At 40.3% G+C, this 25,271-nt stretch carries 18 protein-coding genes; 7 read left to right on the top strand and 11 right to left on the bottom strand.

Annotated elements, in window-relative coordinates; genetic code table 11:
• Nucleotides 1-209 precede the first annotated feature (209 nt).
• From RMZ41_RS06515 to RMZ41_RS06500, 4 genes are all read right to left on the bottom strand, one after another.
• Nucleotides 210-1,583 carry an HlyD family efflux transporter periplasmic adaptor subunit gene (locus RMZ41_RS06515; RefSeq protein WP_322640279.1) on the bottom strand — a complete coding sequence of 458 codons (1,374 nt, stop codon included), beginning with the start codon at nt 1,581-1,583 and terminating at the stop codon, nt 210-212.
• 38 nt (nt 1,584-1,621) lie between these two features.
• Nucleotides 1,622-3,790: a peptidase domain-containing ABC transporter gene (locus tag RMZ41_RS06510; RefSeq protein ID WP_322640280.1), complete on the bottom strand. Its 2,169-nt coding sequence runs from the start codon at nt 3,788-3,790 to the stop codon at nt 1,622-1,624.
• A gap of 235 nt (nt 3,791-4,025) precedes the next feature.
• Entirely contained in the window at nt 4,026-4,385 is a 360-nt protein-coding gene (locus RMZ41_RS06505; RefSeq protein WP_322640281.1) for a hypothetical protein, read from the bottom strand.
• 322 nt (nt 4,386-4,707) lie between these two features.
• Complete coding sequence (locus tag RMZ41_RS06500) at nt 4,708-5,064, bottom strand: hypothetical protein (RefSeq protein ID WP_322640282.1); 357 nt, start codon at nt 5,062-5,064, stop codon at nt 4,708-4,710.
• Between the two features lie 763 nt (nt 5,065-5,827).
• Here RMZ41_RS06500 and RMZ41_RS06495 point away from each other — a divergent pair.
• Nucleotides 5,828-6,937 (top strand): sulfonate ABC transporter substrate-binding protein, encoded by a 1,110-nt coding sequence (locus RMZ41_RS06495; protein ID WP_322640283.1) that lies wholly within the window; start codon nt 5,828-5,830, stop codon nt 6,935-6,937.
• A gap of 369 nt (nt 6,938-7,306) precedes the next feature.
• On the opposite strand, the gene RMZ41_RS06490 is transcribed toward RMZ41_RS06495, so the two are convergent.
• From RMZ41_RS06490 to RMZ41_RS06475, 4 genes are all read right to left on the bottom strand, one after another.
• Nucleotides 7,307-9,181, bottom strand: coding sequence for an ATP-binding protein (locus tag RMZ41_RS06490; protein ID WP_322640284.1), 1,875 nt, complete (start codon nt 9,179-9,181; stop codon nt 7,307-7,309).
• A gap of 63 nt (nt 9,182-9,244) precedes the next feature.
• A complete protein-coding gene (locus tag RMZ41_RS06485) occupies nt 9,245-11,890 on the bottom strand; it encodes a PAS domain S-box protein (protein ID WP_322640285.1) in 2,646 nt (881 codons plus the stop codon).
• Entirely contained in the window at nt 11,881-12,066 is a 186-nt protein-coding gene (locus RMZ41_RS06480) for a hypothetical protein (protein WP_322734372.1), read from the bottom strand. The genes RMZ41_RS06485 and RMZ41_RS06480 overlap by 10 nt, the downstream gene beginning before the upstream one ends.
• Nucleotides 12,067-12,592: 526 nt before the next feature.
• Nucleotides 12,593-13,684 carry a hypothetical protein gene (locus RMZ41_RS06475; protein WP_322640287.1) on the bottom strand — a complete coding sequence of 364 codons (1,092 nt, stop codon included), beginning with the start codon at nt 13,682-13,684 and terminating at the stop codon, nt 12,593-12,595.
• A 203-nt stretch (nt 13,685-13,887) separates the two neighbouring features.
• On the opposite strand from RMZ41_RS06475, the gene ada reads away from it, so the two are divergent.
• The 3 genes from ada to RMZ41_RS06460 are packed head-to-tail and all read left to right on the top strand — an operon-like array spanning nt 13,888 to nt 16,657.
• Entirely contained in the window at nt 13,888-14,991 is a 1,104-nt protein-coding gene (gene ada / locus RMZ41_RS06470; RefSeq protein ID WP_322640288.1) for a bifunctional DNA-binding transcriptional regulator/O6-methylguanine-DNA methyltransferase Ada, read from the top strand.
• Nucleotides 14,957-15,607: a DNA-3-methyladenine glycosylase gene (locus RMZ41_RS06465; RefSeq protein WP_322640289.1), complete on the top strand. Its 651-nt coding sequence runs from the start codon at nt 14,957-14,959 to the stop codon at nt 15,605-15,607. The genes ada and RMZ41_RS06465 overlap by 35 nt, the downstream gene beginning before the upstream one ends.
• 48 nt (nt 15,608-15,655) lie before the next feature.
• A complete protein-coding gene (locus RMZ41_RS06460) occupies nt 15,656-16,657 on the top strand; it encodes a DMT family transporter (RefSeq protein ID WP_322640290.1) in 1,002 nt (333 codons plus the stop codon).
• A 322-nt stretch (nt 16,658-16,979) separates the two neighbouring features.
• On the opposite strand, the gene dapF is transcribed toward RMZ41_RS06460, so the two are convergent.
• A complete protein-coding gene (dapF, locus tag RMZ41_RS06455; RefSeq protein ID WP_322640291.1) occupies nt 16,980-17,819 on the bottom strand; it encodes a diaminopimelate epimerase in 840 nt (279 codons plus the stop codon).
• A gap of 70 nt (nt 17,820-17,889) precedes the next feature.
• Here dapF and RMZ41_RS06450 point away from each other — a divergent pair, with 70 nt between their 5' ends.
• The 3 genes from RMZ41_RS06450 to RMZ41_RS06440 all read left to right on the top strand — a co-directional run bounded on the left by RMZ41_RS06450 (nt 17,890) and on the right by RMZ41_RS06440 (nt 21,770).
• Nucleotides 17,890-18,108: an Hfq-related RNA-binding protein gene (locus RMZ41_RS06450; protein WP_322640292.1), complete on the top strand. Its 219-nt coding sequence runs from the start codon at nt 17,890-17,892 to the stop codon at nt 18,106-18,108.
• Nucleotides 18,109-18,918: 810 nt separating this feature from the next.
• Nucleotides 18,919-20,643 (top strand): ABC transporter ATP-binding protein, encoded by a 1,725-nt coding sequence (locus tag RMZ41_RS06445; RefSeq protein ID WP_322640293.1) that lies wholly within the window; start codon nt 18,919-18,921, stop codon nt 20,641-20,643.
• A 488-nt stretch (nt 20,644-21,131) separates the two neighbouring features.
• Nucleotides 21,132-21,770, top strand: a complete 639-nt coding sequence (locus RMZ41_RS06440; protein ID WP_322640294.1) for a histidine phosphatase family protein — start codon at nt 21,132-21,134, stop codon at nt 21,768-21,770.
• A 315-nt stretch (nt 21,771-22,085) separates the two neighbouring features.
• On the opposite strand, the gene RMZ41_RS06435 is transcribed toward RMZ41_RS06440, so the two are convergent.
• Together RMZ41_RS06435 and RMZ41_RS06430 are read right to left on the bottom strand one after the other, a co-directional pair.
• Nucleotides 22,086-23,279: a toll/interleukin-1 receptor domain-containing protein gene (locus RMZ41_RS06435; protein ID WP_322640295.1), complete on the bottom strand. Its 1,194-nt coding sequence runs from the start codon at nt 23,277-23,279 to the stop codon at nt 22,086-22,088.
• A gap of 425 nt (nt 23,280-23,704) precedes the next feature.
• Nucleotides 23,705-25,162 carry a protein adenylyltransferase SelO gene (locus RMZ41_RS06430; protein WP_322640329.1) on the bottom strand — a complete coding sequence of 486 codons (1,458 nt, stop codon included), beginning with the start codon at nt 25,160-25,162 and terminating at the stop codon, nt 23,705-23,707.
• Nucleotides 25,163-25,271: the final 109 nt, after the last annotated feature.

Here is a 25,271-nt window from a genome sequence, read left to right as displayed (position 1 = left end):
TAGTCATTGGGAATTAGTCATTGGGAATTGGGCATTGGGCATTGGGAATTGGGCATTGGGCATTGGGCATTGGGCATGGCATCTCGTAGAGAAGTTGTGCCGTAAGCTTTAGGCTGCGCTATTCACTAGTCGGACTCCAATTCATTCTAAATTCTGACTCCTGAATTCTGACACCTGAATTCTGACTCCTGAATTCTGTTTTGATAAAATTACAAATCTGCAATTAACCTCGCTTTTCTCAAGAAAAATTGCAGTACGGTTTCTTCACGGGAAATAATATCGACTCTGCCTTCCATTCCCAATTGAATCTGACACAGATTTTCGCCTTTACCTAAAAACAGACTTTCTGGCTCAATAGTCACCTGATAAAAAGCACCTGGGACAGCCGCTTTTGGAGTGATATTGGTATGAGGAGGAGATCCATTTGTGCTATTTGTTGAGGGAGTCATGGCATCGGGAGAAATCGCCTCTACCTTACCATTGAGAGTACCGTAATCTGGGTAGGGACAAGCACTAACTCGCATTTGAACTTTTTGACCAATTTTGAGCTTACTTTTCTCTTCAGATGCCACTACTGCCTTGACAATCTGCTTTGCATGACTGGGAACAATCTGCAAGACTTCTTCGCCAGGATGCACAGTTTGACCGGGGTTACGCAAGTTTATCTGAGAAATTATCCCATCAGCAGTAGCAATGATAGTGGTATGATGAAGTTCAATTTCCACTTGCTTGAGTTCGCTAGTATCGCGCTCTAGCTGTTTTTCTACTTCAATCCGTTGCTTAATCATTCCTTGCAGTTCTTTATCTAAAGCTGCATTGTTACTTTCACCTACGGCTTTTTCTTGGGCTATGCGCTCAATAGCAATTTCTACTTCTGCATAACTGGGATTTAAGGCGGCTTTTGCACGTTGCATTTTAGCGATCGCAGCATATACTGCTTGTTCTTGCTGTTTTGTAGCTAACTGTGCTTCCTCTAATTTATCCCTAGACAATGCTTCCGCTATACTCTCATATCGCTTTTGCTTTAACTTCGCTGCATTCAAAGCTGCCTCAGTAGAATGGAGATTTGCTTCAGCTTCTTGGAATTCAGCCACAGCGGTAATTTTTTTATCCTGATATTGGCGCTGGCGATCGCTTAATACAGCCTTGGTAGCAGTAATAATTCGGTTAACTTTAGCAGTTTCGGCACGGATTTGACTGTTAAAAGCTTGAATTTGAGCGTTGATTTGCACTAGCTGCAACTTAGCTTGCTGAATATTAGTTTGCAGTTGACTTTTTTTAGTTTGTAAGCGGGAGTCGTCAATGATAGCGATCGCATCTCCAGTTTTGACAATTTGATTTTCTTTGACATGAATCTGCATAACTTCGCCTTCAGTTACCGCCTGCACAATTCGCAATTCCCCAACTGGACGCACAACTGCTTGTCCTTTGACTGTCACCTTATATTTGGTGACTGTGGCGACGGGAATCGCTAGTGCCAAAACGCAAAGAACAAACAGTCCACCAAAGGTAATCCAACGACTAATTGGTGGGAGAAATTCATCTGTTTGAATTGGGTGTAAAAAATCTGTGTTGTTAACCATAGTTAGACCACTTAAAAATTCCCAGGCAGGTAAAGAGATCAACGCAAATTCATGCTCAAAATCACATCATCCAAAAAGTCTAAATGCTCCCCTATAACTTGCCGTAAATCATTTGGTTTACCTTGAATTTTTAACCGTCCTTGTTCTAAAAATACAATCCAATCTGCACGTTGGATCACTCTAGGACGGTGACTAATCAAAATAGTAGTTTTCCCCAGGCGATGGTCTAAAAGCCTATCTAATATTTGGGCTTCACTCACTGGGTCGAGTGCGCTGGTAGACTCATCTAAAATCAGGATGGGTGGGTTAGTAACTATAGCTCTAGCTATAGCTAGTCGTTGCTTTTGTCCACCAGAAAGATTAGCTCCAAATTCTCCTAAGACAGTTTGATATTTATCAGGTAGTTCGCTGATAAATTCGTCAGCACCAGTAATTTGACAAGCTCTAACAATGTCTGCAAAACTCAGGTGAGGATAACTAAATTGGAAATTATCCAAAATAGACCGACTCCAAAAATGAGCTTCTTGTGGTAGTAAAACTACCTGTTGCCGCAAACATTCTAAAGATATATCTTGCTGATTATAAAAACCATAGCGAATATTTCCTGATTGAATTGTATATAAACCAGGAATCAATTTTGCTAGAGTGCTTTTACCACAGCCAGATTTACCAATTAGAGCAATTACTTTACCGCCAGGAATAGTTACAGAAAAATCTTGTATTAAATCAACTCTACCTGTGTGGTGAAAATTAATTTCTGTACAGTTAATATCTGCATTAGCAGGAATTTCTACCCACTGCTTCTTGACATCGTTTTCATCTTCTGGAGTAGCATCAATAACTTCTGTCAGCCGTTGAATAACTATTTGGGAAGTGATAAACTCATCTACTAAGCCAATGACAGAACTCAAAAAGCCGATAAAATTACTACTCATGCCGTTATAGGCAATTAATTGTCCGATTGTTAAGGTGCGATTAATTACTAAATAGCTACCAATCCAAAGAATACCAATATTAATAAATGTCGAAAGAATAATTGTAATTGTGCTGCTGTAAAGTCCTAGCTGCATGGTACTCCAGCCTAAGTTAGCCAGATGACCAAAATTTCCTTGATATTCTTCCCAGGCTTGGGGTGTAGCTTGGGTAGTTTTTAAGACTTGTACTCCCCGAAATGTTTCTACTAAAAAACCTTGGTTTTCTGTACCAGAAACAATCATATTGCGGGTTTTTTGTCGCAGTGCTGGTAAGAAAAGTAAGTTAACACCCGTAATCATGAGAAATGCAACTATAGAAGCTAGAGTTAACTCCCAAGTGTAAAAAAGCATAAAGCCCAAGGAGATTACAGCAACAAAAAATTGACTGGGTAATCCGAGGACAATTTGGGAAACTAAGTTATTGATAGCGTGAACATCAGCAATGCGGCTCACTACCTCCCCACTGCGTCGTCCTTCAAAATAAGATAGGGGTAAATGTAAAAGTTTGCGCCCGTATTCTAGAATTAGTCCTAATTGCAATCTTTGACTGAAATGACCGATCAGGTGGGATTGTACAAAACTAATGGCACTTCTGATTAAGTTCAGAGTGATTACGCCAATAGCGACAGTGGTTAATAGTTGTGTATCTCCCCGCACTAAGACATCATCGGTGAGTAGTTGCATCATGAAGGGTGATGCTAGAGAAAGCAGCCCAATAGCGATATTCATGGCGATCGCTTGGGTTAAAATAAACCGATAGGGATAAACCCGTTGCAGGTAACGCCCAAAACCGCCAATTTTATCTGATTCTTGTTGATAAAAGCGGCTTTCATCGGGAAGGAGTAGCAGCATCACCCCATTATTCCAACCTTTAATTAACTCCTCGTGAGTCAGGTAACGGATACCAACACCAGGATCGCCAATTACATATTTTTTCCCTTTCTGCCCGTATAATACTACCCAGTGGTAGCCTTTCCAGTGAATAATCGCAGGTAGAGGAGTTTGATCTAATTGGTTGATGAGTTGAGGAGTGGCTTTAACTTGCCGGCTATGGAATCCCAGGGCTTCTGCACCCCGCCTTAATCCCAATAGAGTAGTTCCTCTCGCCCCAGTACCAACAGCTTCCCGCACGCGGTTGAGGGTAAATGTGCGTCCGTAGTGTTGGGAAATCGTAGCTAAAGTGGCTGCACCACAATCTTCTTCACTGTGTTGAAGGACAATTTTGTATTTCATTTTCAAGCGCGATTTTTGGGGCGAAAATTACAGTGAAAGAAATTGAGGCGTTACATCATTGAAGTATGAATTAGATGTAGAGACGTTACATGGAACGTCTCTACAAGTGAAAAAGTGATATTGTCGGTTAGGATGAGGAACGACATCCGACAAAATCCTTGATAATGTTGGTTGGGTTTTGCTGTTACTCAACCCTACCTACAGAAATGGTATTACCACTCTCGATGATTAGACTTTAGACGAGTTCAATCATATCGGAATTACCAGCACTGGATATAAATTGATATGCTTTACCATCTTTTAAGGACTCTTTTTGCACATTTATTTCAGGCTCTCGAATATCTTTATCAAAAGACATTTTCCCATCATATTTGGTGTTGAAGTTTTGTGTTTTGCCAGGGTCTATATACCAAACAACACCATCCAGTGTGTACAAAATGCCAACATTTGTATTATTTTTAATCGTAAACCTTTTGCTTTTGTTTGTACCACCAGAAATTATTTCCGCAGCTTGTTCATCAAGTTCTTCAACCAAAGCAAAATTTTGTAAGATGCTTTGGTTATTTAACAGGGATTTTTCCATTGTCATAGCCATGTGATTTTCTCCTAAAAGTTGGTGTTCAGGAAATACGCTCAATATTTATAACCGATAACCGCCGATAGGTTAGGTGTTACTGGTAGATAATATTGCAAATCTCACCTATGCAGCGTTTACCCTTAATGTCATAGAAGACTAGCAGTTCCCACACAGTAGTCGTTCTTGCAGAGTAGACATAAAGGCAAAAAACAAAAGTTATATGGTCGGTTGGGTTGAGGAACGATACCCGACAAAATCCTTGATAATGTTGGTTTGGTTTTGCTGTCGCTCAACCAAATCTATACATAGAAATGGTATTACAGTTCCTAATAATTAGACTTTAACCGACGAGTTCGATCAGATTGGGATCGGTAGCTTTGGGTTGAAATTTATATGTTCCCCCAGCAACTACCTCCTTAGATGTAAGCTGAATGCCGAAAAGTCGAGGATTAGCATCAAATTCAATTATTCCTGGATTTGTATTGCTAGCACATGTCCGTTTTTCACCTGGTGTTATTACATTCGTAGAATTATTTAATCTGTGCCAGACGAAGCGGCTTGTGGCGTTTTCAACTGTAAAATTAATGACACCACCAGAAATTATTTCCGCAGCTTGTTCGTTAAGTTCTTCAACCAAACCAAAACTTTCCAAAATGCTTTGGTTATTTAACTGGGCTGTTTCCATTGTCATAGCCATTTGATTTTCTCCTAAAAGTTGGTGTTTAGGAAATACGCTCAATATTATATAAACGCCGATAGGTTAGGCGTTCCTGATAGATATGTAAATCTCACCTATACGGCATTTACCCTTAATGTCATAGAAGACTAGTAGTTCCCAGACAGTAGTCTTTCTTGCAGAGTAGACATAAAGGCAAAAAACAAAAGTCATCTCTCTTAAGAGAGATAGGAGTTAACTTTTTTGTGTCAGGATTTATTTCGAGAGGGGGATGATTAACTCGCCTATTCATACTATATGAGGAAAATAAAATTTATAAATACGAATTATATAAATTTTATTTTTTCTTTTGTTTTTCACAGAATCGGAAAAACCCTCTATAACCATCTCTCCTATTCTTTCTCCCGCAGTGTATTAGGCGCGTATTTAAAGGTTATTTGCCACGAAAAATATGATGCAAGTGCCTAATATAACCTACTTAAGATTTACTTTATAAATACATAAATGGTTTCTAACTGGAGGAGTTAAGTAAAGTTTGGTATTGAAACAACTGTATATCAGGGGTTTGCTTTCTTTGCATTACAAAACTTTACAATGTGCCTCATTTTGCAGCTATCCCAGCCCCCGTAGACCTTTGATTCACAATCCCTACTTGCTCTGATCGTAAGCAAGCTACGCATAGCGTCTCGCAGAGAAGTCGAGGTAAGCCAAAGGGATGCCCAATAAATATACTACGGTAGTCCTATAGACTTATAGTATTAATATGTTCAAAAGGATGATTTTAATGGTTAACCATATCTTTCGCCGCTTAATCGCTAAGTGGATGTCCTCGATCAAAATCAGGAATTCATTTAAGAACCAAAATAAATTATTCTCTTCTTTTCCAATTGTTGGGGCTTTTGTTACAGGGCTGTGTCTGAGCCTGCTATTTGCTGCCTGCTCATCACCATCAACTGTTAATTCGTCTAATCCCAGTGCTACACCTGTTAGTAATTCTGCTTCTAGTAAAGCCACAGTATTAAGATTTGGCTATCAAAAATCGAATATTTTGCTGAAAACCAAAGGTGTCTTAGAAAAGCGTTTGTCACCAGATGGAATATCTGTACAATGGATCGAATTTCCAGCAGGGCCACAATTGTTAGAAGCCATGAATGTTGGTAGTATTGACTTCGGACATGTGGGAGAATCACCACCAGTATTTGCCCAAGCAGCAGGAGCATCATTAACTTATGTGGCTGGTATTGCTGTTAGTCCTGCTGGTTCAGCAATTCTTGTTCCTCAGAATTCCTCAATTCAAAAACTTACTGACTTGAAAGGCAAAAAAGTTGCTTTTCAAAAAGGATCTAGTGCCCACTTATTGTTAGTCCAAGCTTTAGAAAAAGCGGGGTTAAAATATACAGACATTCAACCCAAATATTTACCACCTGCTGATGCCCGCGCTGCATTCGTCAAGGGTAGTGTAGATGCGTGGGTTATTTGGGACCCTTTTTATGCAGCCGCTCAAGAGGCAACTAAACCCAGAGTTTTAGTTGATGGAACAGGAATTAATAAACAGGGAGGATATTATTTGGGAACCCGTAAATTTGTCACGGAAAATCCTCAAACTGTGAAGGCAGTTTTAGAAGAAATTAAAAACTTAGAAGAATGGTCTAAACAGCATAGAGAAGAGGTAGCACAAACTCTATCATCAGTATTAGGAATTGACATAGCAACAATGAGAATAGCTACGAATAGGAGGAATTTTGGGATTGTGCCAATTGATGATAATTTGATCGGTTTGCAACAAAAAGTCGCTGATACATATTATCAGTTAAAACTGATTCCTAACAAAGTTGATGTTAAAAAGGGTGTGTTAACGAAAGAGCAATATGCTGCATTTTCACCGAAGATTTAGTAGACGAAAATCATAAAACAGGAGTCAGAATCCAGAATTCAGAATTCAGAATACTCTACCCATAAAGGGATAGAGTTTTAGCTTGTTGAATATTTTAATTTTTTCGCCCACCAGGGACGAAAGCGTGTAGCGGGACGAAGTACGGTTTTAACGAATATTCATTAACCACTCGTACAGAATTCATGCTGTTAGCGAATAGCTAAGGTTTAGCCCATTCTGACCGGAGGCGGAGCGTCTCCGGCTCCGCTCCTGATTTCTGAATTCTTCTTATAAATCGGCTGTAGGGGTGTAAACTTCTACAACTGATTTCATTATGTTGCACAGATTTTTAGAAAGTGTACACGGTAGCCAAGAAATACGGGGAGGGGTTCAGCCAATAGGTAATGTAAACCAGAAAGTTGCCCCTGCATCCAATGCACTATTCACCCCAATTTCGCCGCCGTGAGCATTGATGATTTGCTTACATAAATATAAGCCCAATCCCAAACTTACAGAATTGCGGATATTTGTACCCCGAAAGTAAAGGTCAAAAAGCCGATCGCTTTGTTGTTGACTAATGCCTACGCCATTATCACTAACAGTACAATAAATCATCTCACCCTCACGGGTAGCATTAATTGTCAAGAGCAAACCGGGGGCATTATGTTTGAGGGCATTGACAATTAAGTTAGAAAAAACTCGCCATAGTTGCGTGGGATCTGCATTCACTAATGGCAATGCGGATACCAAGTTTGTCAGCTTGGCTTGATTTTGCTCTAGCAATGGCTCTAAATCTGCGATCGCAGCTTCCACAACTGTCAGTAATTGTACAGGCTGACGTTGTAAAACAACACCTTGAATTTCGCTGACATGAGCTTCCATCAACGAATTAATTAAGTTTAGTTGGCGATCGCTACTTTGAATCATTCGCTCTAAAATTGAGCGGGAAACAGGGATTGGGGATTGGGAAGAGGCTTCTTCAATAATTCCCTCTTTTCCTCTTTGTCCTTGATTCCCAGTCCCAAGTCCCCAGTCCCCATCGCCCCTAATCCCCAGAGGGGGCCCCGAGTTCCCCGATCCCCCACTGTTAAGCAAGTTTCTCAGCACCATTAAAGTACCCAGTACTGGGTTGCGTAAGTCGTGAGAAACTGCATGAAAAAATACTCGTAATTCTGCTTCAGTTTGTTTGCGCTGGGTAATGTCTTCAATCAAACCTTCGTAATAAAGGAGTTTTCCCTGTTCGTCACGCACTGCGTAGGCCTTTTCAGAAATCCAGACAATGCTTCCGTCTCGGCGATAAATTTGGGATTCAAACTCCGAAATGCTGCCATACTTTTCCATCAGGCGGACAAATTCTGCGCGGCGGTTCGGATCGACGTACAATTGTTCAATATCAGTGGAATTTGCCGTCACCTCCTCAGCTAAGGAGTAGCCATAAATGCGTGCTAAAGCAGGGTTTGCTGTAATGTAATGTCCATCGGGACTGCTTTGAAAAATCCCTTCAACAGCGTTTTCAAAAATGCTCCGATATTTAGTTTCTGCAACCTTGAGTTTTTGGTATGCAGATTCCAGTTCTTGACGGGCGTAAAACTCAGAACGTTGCAGGCGATCGTATAGATAAACACCAATGTCACATATAGCACAAAACCAAAAGATGTATAAAATAAATGTGACACTATATATTTCTGGGTGTTCGGGGACTGGTGTCTTTAGCCCAAGTAAAGTATTTACAGCGAAATAGTAAAATAGCACACCCACTTGAGATAGCAAGTGAACAATCCAGCAGACTGGCATTAATACAGCTTGGCTCAAGAACAGCAACGACCAACCAATAGCATCGGGTAGTGCAAAACCTCTGAGGGTGGCAAACAACTGCGATGCTAGACTAATCGCCCAAGAAGACCCTAAAAACAATAAATCTGGACGATGACGGCCTAATTTAGTTTTATGTAAGGCAATACAAATTAGTATAGTTAGCACCATTGTAATATTGATTACAAAGCGTTGAGTTCTAAGTGCTTCTGGTAGTTGCTGCAACTCTTGAAATGGGAAAAAAAAGCCGTAAATGTCTCGCAAAGCAAAAGACAGCAAACAAATCAACGCCAGCCATAACCATAAACGCAATCTCTGCCACAAAAAACGGTTACGCCAAACTCTATAGAGAGTAGTAGTTTCATCTCTCGTTGGTGCAGAAAAGGTTTGTCTCCACCACCTTTGCACTGTTGTAAATTGAGTAGCCATTAGCATCCGAGCAACTTTGCCCATACCTTGAGGGTGTTTTCCTTACTCAACATTGCTATAAATAACACCCTCTCATTTTTTGGTGATTTATGGGCGATTTGTTGCGGATGAAGTTGCTAAAGGTAATGTAAACCAGAAAGTTAACCCACGCTTGCGGTTACTAACAACACCGATTTCGCCGCCATGTGACTGAATAAATTTGCGACAAAGATACATTTTTAAGCCAATGCTTGTAGAACAACAGTCTTGAGGATCGCGGACATGGAGATCGAAAAGGCGATCGCACTCTACTTTACTCATTACCACACCGTCATCTTGAATCTGAGTGCGAAGCATTCCGCCCTCAACAGTGGCACTCAAAATAAAATTTAATCCTGGTGGATTATTTTGCAGGCTATGTGTTAATAAATGTGCCAAAAATTTATCCAAGCGACTTACATCTACCATCACTAACGGTAAATCGGCGGGAACTAAATTCTTCAAAGTTGCTTGATTTTGTGTCAGCATGGGTTGCAACTGGGTGAGAACTGTTCCTAGTAGGATGCTAAAGTCCACAGGTTCGGGTTTGAGATCCATACCCGACTTTTCACCAGAATTAATTTCCAACAATGAGTTAATCATTGCCAGTTGGCGATCGTTGCCTTGAATCATCCGCTCGATTATTGAGCGAGATACTGGAATTGGGGATTGAGAATTGTGAATTGCGAATTGGGAATTGGGAATTGGGAATTGGGAATTGATTATTTCCCCCCTGCTCCCTGCTCCCTGCTCCCTGCCCCCTGCCCCCTGCTCCCCTGCTTCTCTACTCCCCATTCCCTGGTTTAACAAATTCTTTAACACCATTAAGTTACCCATGACTGAAGTTCGTAAATCGTGGGCAACTGTGTGCAAAACAACATCTTTGACACGATGCAATGTTTCAACTTCTTGCATTTTCTGCTGCAACTGTGCTGTTCGTTCTTCTACTTGGTGTTCTAAGTTAGTGTTTAGTTCTGCGAGTTTTTGGTATATTTGGCTTTGCTGAATGGCGATCGCTACTTGTTCTGACATCTGCTTTAACAAATCAATTTCTATTGGCTGCCAATGACGCGAACCTGAGCATTGATTGGCAATTAACGCCCCAAATAATTCATTACCTAGCATAATTGGTACAGCCAAGCTAGCCTGCGTTTGAAATTTTTGACAGTGCGCTTGGACTTTGGGAGATACTGACATTTCTGTGATGTCTTCAACGACACGCACAAGATTATCTTTTAGTAAGTTTCGTACTTCTTGTAAATAAGCTTCATCATTAGTAGACCAACCTAAGACTGATGGATACTTGGGATCTACTGATTCAGCAAGAGTTCTGACTCCTAACTTGGCATTATTTAAACCAATAAAAACTCGATCTGTTTGCAGAAATTGTCTGACTTCCGTCACGGTGGTTTGCAGAATTTCTTCAAGGTTAAGGGAAGATCGAATTCGCACCAAGGTTTCTGCCAATAAGCGATCGCGTTGTGCTGCTAGACGAAATTGCGCTTCTACCTGTTTGCGTTCTGTAATGTCGTGATGGACAGCTAAGATGCAAGGAACACCATCCAAATCAATCACTTCGGCGGAAAGTAGCGTTGTAATTATCTTGCCAGACTTTTGCCGAAATTCAACTTCCAAGTTGCGAACAACTCCTGTAGTTTGCAACTCTTTTAACAAATTTAAGCGATCGCGATCGTCTATCCAAAGATTTAACTCAAAGGAAGTTTTAGCAATTGCTTCATCTCGCTCATAACCGGAAAGCTTTACAAAACTGTCGTTAACTTCGATAAAACACCCTTCTTGCAGCGTGCTGATGGTAATTGAATCGGGGCTACAACTAAAAGCTTTGGCAAATTTCTGGGCCAGATTTTGTAAGGCGGTTTCTCCTTGTTTGCGTTCTGTGATGTCTCGCACAATTGCTAGTACTTCATCTTCACCACTCACTACCAATCGTGCCTCATAATCTCTGATTCCCAAAGGCGTTGGTAGTTGATATTCGCAAGTTTGCAAAGTTCCAGAATCTAAAGTTTTAGCGATCGCTTCTAGGCTAATGGCTGCAACATCACTAGGCAATAACTCTTGCACATGTTTCCCAACTATTTCTTCTCTCGAAAGAATGACATTTGCACCCTCACTTTTCAAATCTAGATACTCGCCATCGTGACTGATGCGAAACATCAAATCAGGAATAGCATCTAAAATTGCTTGATACCGTGCCTCACTCTCAAGTAATTTTTCTTCGGCTTGTTTTCGGTCTGTAATGTCTAAAATCAAGCCATTCCAAAGAAAATTGCCTTCTTCTTGTCGTTCTGGTTGCGAAGTACCTTGAATCCACTTAATGCCACTAGGCGTAATAATCCGACCTTCCCAATGCCAAGGTTTAAAAGTAGTACTACAAAGAGTAATAGATTCTGTAAAAGTTTTTATATCTTGTGGATGAATCAGTTTGTATATCAGCTGAAAGTCTGCCTGTAAAGCTTCTGGTTTTAATTCATACAAATATTCACAACCAGAACTAATATAAGGGATAAACACAGAACCATCCTGCTGTTGCAGAATTTGGAAAATTATCCCCGGTAAATTGGCAGCAATTGTTTCCAGCAGAGTGATATTCTCTGGTGGGACATCTGGCTTATGGGGTGATTTTACAATTTCATCCACTCTTAGACCCTTTGATATATAAGCAATTGGCATAATATTCAAGGCAATCATAGCCATTTTAAGAGTTTTTTGACTGTCGGCGTTATCACTAACAGCAGAAAAAGTCCCTCTACTTTCAGAGTAGTTCTGGATGCCGCGATCGCATTCACCCAATCGGGTGAACAAGTTGTCCAAAAGCCAATGAATTCACAATTACTATTAGCGATCGCCCGTGCTAAGTAAAGTTGAAGCAAAGCTTTAAGATCCAGATTGAATCTCTTAATTCAGTTGCTCGTATTCGGGAGGGATTTCAATCCTCTTCAGAACACTAAGCGAATCATCAATCAAGTTGCATCATCATGCTTTACATAGTCAGACAATAAGGCTCTTTGAGTTGTACTTAGTTTTTCTGTTGTTCTTTTCTATATGGAAACAAAAAAGCTAGAAACGATCTTTTGCTTGGCTTTCCTTCAAAGAATAACGTGCTTGCTCTAATTATCTTCGTTTTTGAGGGGATTAGGGAGAATCAAAGCCTTAACTCAAGCGTATTGTTATATGTTATATATGGAACTAAAAAGCATATAGCATTTCTCGTTCTAGTAAGTTACAAGGTAGGGGCGCATAGCTATGCGCCCCTAAAAATTCTCTACCTGAGTTTGAAATAATAGTACCAATTCGAAATTCGTAATTAAAGACCTCAGCAAATTTTACGAACTTGGAAATCTGGAAGTTGTAATTATCACAAACAAAATAAGATTATTGTGTTACAATACTACAAAGTTATGATAATTTAATTTCACGAATAGCCCAGACAAGTACCTCTAAAAACTGCCTGAGAACCATCTCATCATTCAGAGCAGAGAAGGGAATATACCAGCAATAAGGATTAATAGAAATTGCTGTTCCTACAACAGACTGAAATCGAGTTAGAAGTTCTGCTTTCTTCTCTCCTAAATCGAATGGTGGCTCGTAGGCACAAATTTCTACAGTGGCATTACTCCAAACTCGGAAAAAAGTACGATTTTTTCCCTTGTAATTAAATTTAGGAACAAAAGAACCATGACTTCTACCTGTACCCCATTGAATCTGCAATGCTTGAAGAGTTGCCCATTCTATAATTAGGCTGGCGACCTTAGCGGCTTCAGGGCTATATTTTATCTCAACTTCTTTCATGAAAGATAATGCATTCCATTGTCTTTTTTCTAAGGGAGGTATAAGAGTTTTTTTGGTTTGACCAATTACTCTAGGAACCAAAGTTTTCAACCCCTGACCTACATATTGTTTAATCTCTACTGCCAACACCTGTGCTGGATTCATTTGCTGATTTAAAAATTCGACTATCCTTTGAAGTTCGGCAGGAATTTTATCAGCCACAAAGACGAGACGGACTTTACCTAATTGCAAGTTGACTTTTACTTGTTGCCAAAACTTCTCTAAATCGGCCTCTTCGTTGCCTATTAAGTCTATTAATAGCTGTTCAGCATTAGAATTAGCTTCAAACTGGGCACGGATTTTTTCAATTGACCAAAAAAGTACTGCATTAGCTGCATAGTCAAGTATCTGACCAACTACTTCTCGCCGAATCTGAGTATTTCTGCTTTGCTTAACTTCTACAATAGTAGGAATTCCATCTTGATCGAGAAATAAATGATCGAGTGCCCAACGTCCAGCACTGTCTTCGCTATCAGGTATTGCTATCTCTCGTGAGATTAATAACCACCGTCTTGGTGCAGCACTATCTATTTGTTCTCCTGCTAACAAACTCGGATAATCAGCTAGTAGCTTTTGTAGCTTATCCTCTGATTCATAGGGTTCTTCCTTCATTTTAACTAATTGACAATTATCGTGAATTAGGTAAATACCACCACTCATAAAAATTCCCTTGTGTTGACCTAATTTAAGGTTCCCGGTTTCATCGAGCAGTGAACATCCCTTCAGAAAGTTGGTACATTGATCGCAACAATCAGATAGAAAGCAGTTTATCGATACATTTAATCTAGTTTTACCTAAAGGCAAAAGCTAATAACGGCTACTCCAAAGTGGGAATATTTTGCAACACATCCAAGGAGGCGTAAATGCAATTACAACAGACACAACTTTTGGAAGAAATTCTTTGGCAGGCAGTCCTCAATCGAGATCCTAATTTTGAAGGTAAGCTTTTCTATGGTGTTCGCTCCACAGGCGTTTATTGCCGACCAATTTGCCCTAGCCGCAGACCGAATCGCAATCAAGTTTGTTTCTTTAAATCGGCACAAGAAGCTGAAATTGACGATTTTCGACCTTGTAAGCGCTGTCAGCCACAGTCTGAAACAGTTCCAAATCCCTCTAAGGCGAAAGTTTTAGCAGTATGTCGATACATTGAAGCACAAGTTGATCGTATCCCAACTCTCTTAGAATTATGCTCTCAGGTGGAAATGAGTCCCAGTTATCTGCAAAAGGTATTCAAGCAAATCATTGGCGTATCCCCTTTTCAATATGGAGATGCGCTGCGTAGCCAACGATTGAAGCAGCGTCTTCAGTCAGGGGAAGAAATTGCTGATGCAGTTTACGAAACGGGTTATGGTTCAAGTAGCCAACTCTATGAGAAAGCACCAAAACAACTGGGAATGACACCAAAAAGTTATCAGCAAGCCGGAAAGACAATCAGCATTGTTTATGCGATCGCTCCATGTTCGCTAGGATATTTACTGGTGGCAACAACAGACAAGGGTATCTGTGCCGTTAAACTAGGTGATGAAGCAGATAAGCTGGAACACATTTTAAACCAGGAATTTTCCCAAGCGCAGATCGTGCGTGATGATGACATACACAAAGAATGGATACAAGCAATCCTCGGTTTGATTGCGGGAGATGAAACACATCTTGATTTACCACTTGATGTCCGTGGGACAGCATTTCAGAAACAGGTTTGGCAAGCATTACAAAAAATTCCCTATAGCCAAACCCGCACCTATACCGATATCGCTCGTGATATTGCCAAGCCGCACGCAGTCCGCGCCGTGGGAAATGCTTGTGGAGCTAATCCCATCGCACTGATTGTACCGTGTCATCGGGTGCTACGGAGTGATGGCAGTCTTGGTGGTTATCACTGGGGAATTGAGCGCAAACAAAAACTGCTTATACAAGAATCGCAATTACTCAAAGATGACTCAAACACCAGAACTAGAATCGCTGACTGAAGAAAGTTTGACCCGTGGTTTAATGGTGCTTGCCAATCTTGACAGCGATTTGGCTCAGATTTTAGATAAACTGGGACCTCCACCTATGTGGCAAAGAGAACCAGGTTTTGCAACACTGTTGTGCATCATTCTAGAACAGCAAGTTTCTTTAGCAGCTGCAAAAGCTATATTTAACCGACTATCTGGGGTTGTTGTAATCACACCAGAAAACTTTCTGAAATTGGATGATGTTCAATTGAAAGGGATTGGATTCAGTCGGCAAAAGATTTTATACTGTCGTGGGTTGGCGAATGCGATCGCAACTGGTCAGCTTGACCTCAGCAAGCTCGAAAAAATGGACGAAACGACTATCAGAACTGAGTTAAAGCGTCTTAAAGGCATAGGAGACTGGACAGTTGATATTTATTTGCTCATGGCGCTGCAACGCCCTGATGTTTTTCCTAAAGGCGATTTAGCGATCGCGATCGCTCTACAAAAACTCAAAAACTTGCCGACACGTCCAACCCCGGCACAATTAGAAGCAATGACACAGCACTGGCGACCGTGGCGGGCGGTAGCTGCAAGACTTCTATGGCACTACTATTTGAGTAATACTAAACTTGCACTTAATAATTGATCTTTCTTCCTTAACGACTTGGCGGTTTGTTTAATCAATATAAAGTAAATGGTAGAAAATCAATTAAAACTAACAGAAGAAAAATCCCAAAAAACTTTAAATATTGTACCAATAATAATAGTAATAATTGCATTATTAGCTTTATCTTCAACAGCAATATTCATTAAGATTGCTATTAACGAGATGAGCGCCATTACTATATTATTTAATCGCTTATGGATAGCAACTATTATCTTTGGATTATGGAGTGGAGTTAATCAAGCATGGATTCAGATTAAAGATGACAAACCTCTATTACCACAGCAACCTTATCCGCTCAAAGAGATAGCTTTCTTAATAGCAGTAGGTCTAGTTCATGTCTTAGGTCGATTATCTTGGACTTGGGCATTAACTCAGACGGGTGCTGCTAATGCTAATGCATTAGGTAGTCTCAATCCGCTATTTACTACATTAGGAGGATGGCTATTTTTTAATCAAATTTTTGGGCGTAAATTTCTCATCGGTTTGATATTAGCAATGATTGGCGCGATCGCAGTTGGATTTGAAGATTTATTACGTTCTAATAATAATTTTACAGGTGATGCTGTTGCCCTCTTCTCATCGATATTTTATGCAGCCAACTTTTTACTTATCGAGCAGATTCGCAATAAATTTTCAATTATTACCATCCTCCTATGGCGCTGTATTATTGCAACTTCATTGATGATTCCAGTAGTACTAATCTTTGAAAAACAAGTTTTCCCGGTTTCTTTGTCGGGGTGGTTAGTAATATTTGCACTAGCTGCTATTTGCGAAGCCTTGGGTCATGGGCTAATTGTATACAGCCTAAAAACTTTTTCTTCAGGATTCATCTCTTTACTTTTGCTACTCAATCCAGTGATTGTTGCTATTCTTGCTTGGATACTTTTCGCGGAAAAATTGAGTATTTTTAACTTGCTAGGCTTGGTTCTAATTTTAGGGGGTATATATCTAGGAATTTCTAATCAAGAATCGATTAAATCTCGTGTTAATCTGCCTATTCAATCTTCAGAAGAAAGTGAAGTTTTGTAGGGTGTGTTATGCCAAAGGCTAACGCACCATCCTAGATTTTCGGTGCGTTATGGACGTTAGTTATAACGCACCGAAAATATAGGAATCATATTTGATTTCTAAAAAATCTAAGTATTTGTAGGGCGTGTTATACCATTTCACGAAATACCTGATACAAATAATTTATCTCTATTCTTTCCCCACTGCTCCCCTGCTCCCTATTTGTACCAACCTTAAAGTGAAAACGCACCAAAGCCTTAAGAATTGTGCGTTACGCTGTCGCTAACGCACCCTACTGGCGTGTCAAAAATCAAATAGTAGTCCTATAGAATCGATAAGTTGGTTACAGTTTACCCGTGAATACTTTTTCAGCCGGGCCTGTCATGTAAACCCGTTGGTCGATTTCTGACCATTCAATTTGTAAGGGGCCACCTGGTAATTCTATAGTGGCAGTGCGATCGCATTTCCCGGTTAACACTCCAGCCACCAAGGAAGCGCAAGCACCAGTCCCACAAGCTAATGTAATTCCAGCACCTCGTTCCCATACCCGCATTTTCAAATAGTCACGGCGCACCACTTGAATAAATTCGGTATTTATGCGTTGAGGAAAAGCTGGGTGATGCTCAAATTTTGGGCCTATGCTTTCTAGCTCAATTGCTGCTACATCTTCTACAAAAGTAATGCAGTGAGGATTTCCCATATTTACACAGGTAACATTCCAAGTTTGCCCCGCTACCTGCAACGGCAGAGAAATTACTTTTTCTTGGGCGGGTGCAAGATTAGTAGGAATTTCGCCAGCGAGTAATCTGGGTAAACCCATGTCTACTTTTACTTGACCATCAGATAAGAGTTGGGGAGTCATTACACCACCCAAAGTATGAATGCGATATGAATCTTGATTCCGGGATTCGCCTTCTAAATCTGCCAAAAAGCCAGCTAAACAGCGAATTCCATTGCCACACATTTCTGGTTCTGAACCATCGGAATTAAAGATCCGCATCGTGTAGTCAGTGCCGTTTTCTCCCGGTAGGGCAAAAATAACACCATCAGCACCGATACCGAAATGGCGATCGCACAACTTGATGGCTTGCTCTGGAGTCACTACAGGCTCAGATGACGAGCGATTATCAATCAGAATAAAGTCGTTGCCCAGACCATGATACTTAGTAAATCTGATTGCCATTTCTTTAAGGATGAATTATCAAGGATTAGTTACTCTTTATTTTGCCTTGTAGGTTCATCTTTACTAAAAAATGCTTACCGAATTTGACACCACTTTGCCCAGTATTATACAAGTCCAAAACCTGATTAAACAAACAACGCCAGTGGAATTAAAGCTGCTGACTGGTGATGTGATTACAGGAAAGATTTTATGGCAAGATCCACAATGTATGTGTATTGCCGATGAAAACACTCAGCAAACCACTATTTGGAAACAAGCGATCGCCTACATCAAGCCGAAAGTGAGTTAGGAGTGAGGCAGAAAAATCACAACCGATCGCTTCTGGTTAAAAGATGAAATTACTCTTTGGCGTTAGTTGCCTAAAAACCCTTTTATTGCTGGGTAGCGCTAATGCCGCTCTCAGCAATCCTGACTGATTGATGTTTTCCCAAACATCCGTACAATGCTGCCCCCTTTTTATCAACCTGGGGTCGCCAAATGCTTTTCCTTCCCAGCGTTGAGCATGAATTCTCATTGAATTTTCCACTCTCAAATCTCTTCCCCTAGTAGTTTACTTCGACTTGTATGTACACCGTAGGCTTGCGGGGTGGGGTTCTTTATAAGAAGAATTGAGAACTCAGGTATTAATTCTGTACGAGTAGGTGACGAATAGAGGTTAAAATCTGGCAACTCTACAAGACGCTACCGCGAACGCTCCACTACACGCTTTCGCCCGAAGTCAAGCGAAAAAAATTAAAATATTAGACCTGACCTCTTGCAAAAGTGCTTTTTGCACTCTTAGGGAAAAGGGTAAAGGTTACTGGGGTTGGGGACGATACAGAACTTTTTCCCCTTACCCTTTTCCCAACTTATGCAAGAAGTCTATTCTCGCCTTATATCCCTTTATGGGTAGAGTATTCACCAATTCTGTTAGCGGTAGCGAGGCGTTTAGCCCGTTCTGTATTCTGACTCCTGTTTTATTTTTGATTTATGCAAGAGGTCTATTAATGACTAGCCATAGTCGCTAAAACAGTTTGTAACTAATTAGTGAACTGTTCAGAAACTCACCAAAAACTGATAGCGTCAAACAAAGGATAAATATCGTTGTGGACTTTCGAGCTTGAAAACTGGTTCTAATTACTGGCAACTGCTGCCTTATATCCGCCTCCAGTGGAAAACTATTGCTAAGGGACTTATTGGGATCTTCGGATACGTGCTAGCGACATTAGTGTTGATAAATCTTGCCGGTAAATTGGCAATTCCCTTTGCACAGGGTAATGTAGTAGCGATCGCTCAAATAACTGGTAGTTGTGCCTTAATCTTTCTTGTCAGAGGATTGTTTCAGTCCATACAAGATATGTACATGGCAAAAGCTTCCTTGCGAGTTGCTTTTCATCTCCGCCAGCAAGTCTACACGCATCTGCAAAAGCTAAATCTCAGCTTTTTTGAAACTGCAAAAGCAGGTGATTTATCTTACCGCCTCACCGAAGATGTTGACCGCGTTGGCGAAGTCGTAAATAAAGGATTTCACGACTTTATCCCCTGTATTTTGCAGTTGCTAGCAATTCCGATTTACATGATTTATCTGAATTGGCAATTAACACTAGCAACAGTCATAGTTGCGCCCCTAATGGGTATTTTAGTCGGCTGGTTTGGCGAACGGTTACGTAAGTATTCCTTAAAAAGTCAAAATCGCGTGTCCGGTTTATCAGCCATTCTTGCAGAAGTTTTCAACGGTATTCGTTTGGTACAGGCTTTTGCTGCCGAAAATTACGAAATCGCCCGCTTTGGCCATGAAGCAGAACGCAGTCTCAAAGCCAAATACTCAGCTGAACGCCTCAAAGCGATTCAAATTCCCATTGTGGGATTTCTGGAAGCCTTAAGTGCGTTATCGTTACTGATTGTGGGAACGTGGCAAATTTCCCAAGGTAATTTGACAGTGGCGAATTTTTTCAGTTATATGGCGGCGGCGGCGCTGTTAATTGATCCTATTGGTCACACGACTAATAACTACAACGAATTTAAGCAGGGTGAGGCATCAGTTGACCGCGTTTTTGAATTGATGGCAATTCAGCCAACGGTAATCGAAAAAGCAAATGCGATCGCTCTGCCTCCAGTCAAAGGCAAAATAGAATATCGTCATATTTCCTTTGCCTATAAGCCAGGTGAACCCGTATTAAAAGATATCAGTTTATTGGTATCCCCAGGTGAAGCGATCGCTCTTGTGGGTGCTTCTGGTGCTGGTAAAACCACATTTGTCAACCTTCTTCCCCGTTTTTACGACCCCGAAGTTGGTCAAATCTTCATTGACGGTGTTGATATTCGAGATGTGAAACTACATAGTCTCCGGCGACAAATTGGGATTGTTCCTCAAGAAACCATCATGTTTTCGGGGACAATTGCCCAAAATATCGCCTTTGGACAAAAAGTTTTTGACATGGAAGCAGTGAAAGAGGCGGCGAAAATTGCTAATGCTCATCAATTTATTAGCCAACTGCCAGAAGGTTATCAGACTTGGGTGGGCGAACGTGGGGTAAACTTATCAGGGGGACAAAGACAAAGAATTGCGATCGCTCGTGCTGTTCTCCTCAATCCCCAAATCTTGATTCTTGATGAAGCGACATCAGCATTAGATTCCGAGTCAGAAGCACTGGTACAGGAAGCGCTGGAAAGATTGATGGAAAAACGCACAGTATTTATTATTGCTCACCGTTTATCGACCGTGAGAAGGTGCGATCGTATTTTAGTCCTCGAACAGGGACAAATTGTTGAATCAGGAACCCATGAAGAATTATTAGCTCTAGAGCATCGTTACGCGCGGTTTTATGCCCAGCAATTTAGTTAAAGGTAGGGAATCAGTAGAACTGAAAACCTTAATACCTAAACTTAATAAATTGAAAATTTTGTATCATAATTATCGTAAATAAAAAGGTTTAATACCCCTACTTCTACAGGCAGCCCCAGTTTCAGTCCGGGTTTAAATCCCCGCCTGAAATTTTCTTTAATTTTGAATTTTGTTAGCGCAGCGTTAGCGAGTCCGCGAGCGTCATTTTGAATTTTGAATTGTTAATCCTCTTTCCTCTCTCTGCGTCTTACGGTGTACACACAAATAATTTAATTACCCTAAACTCATTTTGTAGGGTGTGTTATGCCGGAGGCTAACGCACTATCCTAGTACTAGTTTAAACCGCTACTTTTATTTTCAATTTCAAAAGTTTGTCTTTGATTGACTTTTTTGGTTGATTACTTTGTCCTGGTGTCACATAATCGATTCCGAGATTGATGATACTTTATGTTTGCACTAACTCCTTTATCCCAACCGCCATATAACCTATGACACTCAATTTATATTTCCTGCGACATGGAGAAACTACTTTTAGTCAGAGTGGTAATTTCTGCGGTGAAACTGATGCGGAGTTGACAACAGAGGGGATGCAGATGGCATCCGGTTTTGCCGATGTTTATCAAAAATTGAAATGGGAGGCTGTGTATGTTAGCCCGATGAAGCGCACAATTGCAACTGCCAAGCCATTTTGTGATGCTATCGGTATGGATATGCAGTTGCGTGATGGACTTAGAGAAGGTAGTTACGGCAAATGGGAAACTTTGAGTAAATCCTTTGTCCAAGAGAATTACGCAGAAAATTATGTAAAATGGTTGACAGAACCCGCTTGGAATGCACCAATAGGTGGAGAAACTGCGGTAGATATTGCTAACCGTTCTATGCCTGTAATTGCTGAAATTCAAGAAAAACATTCCCAAGGTAATGTTTTAATAGTTTCGCATAAAGCCACGATTCGGATTATGCTTTGCAGTTTACTGGGAATTGATTTAGGACGCTATCGCTATCGGGTGAATATTTTGGTCGCGTCGGTAAGTATGGTTAAATTTGACGTTAATGGCCCATTGTTAGAAATATTAGGCGATCGCCATCATATACCCGATTGTATTCGCTCTCGTCCGGGAACATAATTAGCAAAAAGTTTTGTTATCAGTGGGATGCAAGCCTTTGACATGACTTGCAAAGAAAGGATAGCAGCCAATACGGTTCGGATAAGCATTTTTCATTTTCCTTGTGGTCTGGGGAAAGGGTAAAGGATGTATTCAAAACCTTTCCCCTTTAACCGAACCGTATTGGGGGCAGATATAGCGGAAGTGACATCAACCTGACTCCTGATATTGGTGACAACAGCATTGAAGTTTTCCCATTTCTATTGCTCATTTATCAAGTGCGTTTTTATCTGCCTTCTCATCTTCTTTAATTTGTCAAGTTAACTTTATACCAAATTAAATGAGCTTATCCTGAGTATTTAGCATGGTTTTTGCAAAAATAATTTCGTTAACAATATCCATAACATCATTGACTACATCTTCTGCTGTTGATGGATCGTTGATATATTGATTCAGTGACTTAAACTTTTCTGGTGAGATATTTGCCATTAATTTACTATCCCAATTTGCTAGCATCTCGTCGAATACTCTTTTGGCATCACCATTAGTACATACAATAGGAATCACCGGAATTTTTTCTTGTTTAGCATACAGATAAGTATTATAAGTTCCGCCAACACCTCCCAAAAGAATCACTAAATCTGAATACCGCAAACAATCGAGCCATTCATTAATCCCTGACTCTGTGTATTCGACTTTTCCACCCTTAAAAACAGGTTGTTTTCCTCGCGGAACAACGTGTGTTAACTTATCGGTTAGGCGGATATCTTGTTGGGTAATTTTTTCAGCAAACTTATCAGCTACAACATAATCAACCCCATCCCATCCACCTGTTATCAAGTTATAGTTATATTCTGCTATTTTTTCACCAAGCTTTTGAGCGCACCAATTGATTTCATTGGGAATATTAAAGCCTCCTGTTCCTGCAACTAAAATGCTCTTTTTGCTTCTTAGTTTCACAGCATCATCTTTAATAGCATCAGTAAGCTGATTAATAAATCCATTAAAATCAATCGATGGATCGATGCTTAATTTATCCGATATAAAAAACATAAATTCATCAATCTTCTGGGAAATTTCTATAATTTTTTCAGCAACATTATGCATTGCTGAATATCCATTAGGAGATACTTCTGAACCGATGAGTTCTTTGAGTTTTTCTTTCTGTTGCTTCCAGTAATTTATGTAATCGCTCTGACCTTCTTTGGTATATACATTAGCATCCTGTAAAACAACTGGAAAAACTTTTTGTTCATAATCCTTGCATTTCATGATTTTAACAGCTTCAAACATACAGTATTCCGATCGCAAATATTTGTCGCTGACAACTACAATTACATAGTTTCCTCGCCCGATTTCCTGCATGAAGTCGTGTATACTCTTACCTAGTGTTAAATAGCTGCGATCGCGAATTAAGTTATAACGTTCTGAAATAAGTGCAGCACAAATTTTATCGACTAATTCTTCACGCTTACTGCCTAATTCACTCTTGTTATCTTTCCATGCATAGGATATGTATATTTGGTTCATTTTTGAGATTTTCTTAGATGCTATAGATAAATTTAGGAACAATGAGTGAATAGAATTCTCTACTACACAAACAAAACCTACCTGTGCGGACTTAAAATAATCCACGCAGGCAAAAATAAAACTGAAGCGAGGTTTCTGTCCATCAGAATTTTATAGTTTACTCTGTATAGACGTGATTTTACTTTTATATTTGATGACTGACCTACGTATTTTCTCGCAATTAAATTTAAAATTGTTTGTAGACGCTATGATTTAGGTAAGATATCTCGCAAACTCTCATTTCTCTGGGTTCTCTGCGCCTCTGTGGTTAGTTACTTCCTAAATCGTGCAGAAATCAGAGAGACGTTGCATTACAACGTCTCTTATTAGATTATTCCTCGTGTCAACAGTCTATCTTTATAAAAAAGAAAATAGCTGTAATTCTACTATTTACTAGACTGAATTGCCTGGATTAACTCATAAAAAGGTTGCCAATTATCCTCTTGAGCAATTGCTTCCCAAATAGACTCAATCACAGGTCTTAATAATACCGTTTTGGGATTATTAACAGCTAAAGTTTGGGCAATTACATCGGTATTCTCACTATCAAAATCGTTCAATATTTTATGGTATAATATACACCAATCATCAAAAATTCCTGACGCACCCGGTACTGGTACAATATCAGAATTATTCATCACAAAACCTGGCTCATCTCGCCATTTCGATGAAAAAGTCTGAGCCATCTCATAAAAAAACTGGTGATAACCAACCTGGCTCTCCTTCAAAAATTCAACCGTTAGATTCAACAATTCACCAGCTTGTGGATGCGGTAACTCCGCAAAACCTAACTTTTTCAACATCAAAGAACTGTATTCAGCTTGATAATATTCAGCAAACCTTTCTAATGCAGCTTCCATTTCGACTTTATCAATAATCGCCTTTAAAGGTTCCTGGAGCATTTGTAAATTCAAATGACAAATACTTGGTTGATTACCGTAACAATAGCGTCCATAATAGTCAAAATATGCAGCTATAAAGGATGGGTTATAAGTTGGGATAAACGCATAAGGCCCATAGTCAAAACTCTCTCCCGTAATCGACATATTATCAGTATTCAGGACTGCATGACAAAAGCCAGCCGCCATCCACTGCGCCACTAGTTCTGCAACCCGTTTAACTAATTCGGCGTAAAACAGGACATATTTATCTTGTTCGCTACTTAAGTGTCGATAATATTGCTCAATTACGTGGTCTAATAACTTCTTAGTTAAATCTGGACGTTGGAAATAATGCAGCCGCTCAAAAGTACCAAACCGAATATGAGAACGGCTCATTCTAATCATCACAGATGAGCGGGTAGGTGAAGGTTCATCGCCCCGCCAGAGGGGTAAACCTGTTTCAATCATGCTCAAACAGCGCGAGGTACGTACACCTAAGTGGTGCAATGCTTCCGCAGCCAGAACTTCCCGCACCCCACCTTTAAGGGTGAGCATACCATCGCCACCACGAGAGTAGGGCGTTCTCCCAGAACCTTTTGTGCCAAAATCGTATAATTCGCCATCAGTGGCACGTACTTGCCCATAGAGAAAGCCTCTACCATCACCCAACTGTCTGTTATATTCACCAAATTGATAGCCGTGGTAACGTAGTGCTAACAAGGGTTTGCGCCCCTGAAACTGCCCAAATGCTGTGATGAAATCTTCGTCTTTGACTACTTCGGGGTCTAGACCCAAAAGAGGTAATAGGGCATCGTTACGCCAGCGCAAGAGGTGTTGGGGAAATTCCTCTGCTGCAACCTCGTCGTAGTAGTCATCGCCTAGAGATTGTAAGGCGCTTTCGTAGTTGAGGGAGAGAAAAGGATTGCTAGAATTTTTGTAGTTTGGAGTTTCAGCCAGAGTCATTACGAGCAAAGCATAATTCATTCTTCCTTTAATACTACCTCTGGCTTCAGCATCAGCATCAGCATAGACGCAAAAAGCGACCCATATCTAATAATATGGCAGCGCTACC

The sequence above is a fragment of the Nostoc sp. DedVER02 genome (assembly GCF_034530675.2).
Classification (GTDB): domain Bacteria; phylum Cyanobacteriota; class Cyanobacteriia; order Cyanobacteriales; family Nostocaceae; genus Nostoc.
This window is presented reverse-complemented; position numbering and strand designations above follow the sequence as displayed.

Coding starts and splice junctions, on each gene's coding strand:
- RMZ41_RS06515 (WP_322640279.1), bottom strand. CDS start 1,583: ATGGTTAACAACACAGATTTTTTACACCCAATTCAAACAGATGAATTT.
- RMZ41_RS06510 (WP_322640280.1), bottom strand. CDS start 3,790: ATGAAATACAAAATTGTCCTTCAACACAGTGAAGAAGATTGTGGTGCA.
- RMZ41_RS06505 (WP_322640281.1), bottom strand. CDS start 4,385: ATGGCTATGACAATGGAAAAATCCCTGTTAAATAACCAAAGCATCTTA.
- RMZ41_RS06500 (WP_322640282.1), bottom strand. CDS start 5,064: ATGGCTATGACAATGGAAACAGCCCAGTTAAATAACCAAAGCATTTTG.
- RMZ41_RS06495 (WP_322640283.1), top strand. CDS start 5,828: ATGGTTAACCATATCTTTCGCCGCTTAATCGCTAAGTGGATGTCCTCG.
- RMZ41_RS06490 (WP_322640284.1), bottom strand. CDS start 9,181: ATGGGCAAAGTTGCTCGGATGCTAATGGCTACTCAATTTACAACAGTG.
- RMZ41_RS06485 (WP_322640285.1), bottom strand. CDS start 11,890: ATGGCTATGATTGCCTTGAATATTATGCCAATTGCTTATATATCAAAG.
- RMZ41_RS06475 (WP_322640287.1), bottom strand. CDS start 13,684: ATGAGTGGTGGTATTTACCTAATTCACGATAATTGTCAATTAGTTAAA.
- ada (WP_322640288.1), top strand. CDS start 13,888: ATGCAATTACAACAGACACAACTTTTGGAAGAAATTCTTTGGCAGGCA.
- RMZ41_RS06465 (WP_322640289.1), top strand. CDS start 14,957: ATGACTCAAACACCAGAACTAGAATCGCTGACTGAAGAAAGTTTGACC.
- RMZ41_RS06460 (WP_322640290.1), top strand. CDS start 15,656: ATGGTAGAAAATCAATTAAAACTAACAGAAGAAAAATCCCAAAAAACT.
- dapF (WP_322640291.1), bottom strand. CDS start 17,819: ATGGCAATCAGATTTACTAAGTATCATGGTCTGGGCAACGACTTTATT.
- RMZ41_RS06450 (WP_322640292.1), top strand. CDS start 17,890: ATGCTTACCGAATTTGACACCACTTTGCCCAGTATTATACAAGTCCAA.
- RMZ41_RS06440 (WP_322640294.1), top strand. CDS start 21,132: ATGACACTCAATTTATATTTCCTGCGACATGGAGAAACTACTTTTAGT.
- RMZ41_RS06435 (WP_322640295.1), bottom strand. CDS start 23,279: ATGAACCAAATATACATATCCTATGCATGGAAAGATAACAAGAGTGAA.
- RMZ41_RS06430 (WP_322640329.1), bottom strand. CDS start 25,162: ATGACTCTGGCTGAAACTCCAAACTACAAAAATTCTAGCAATCCTTTT.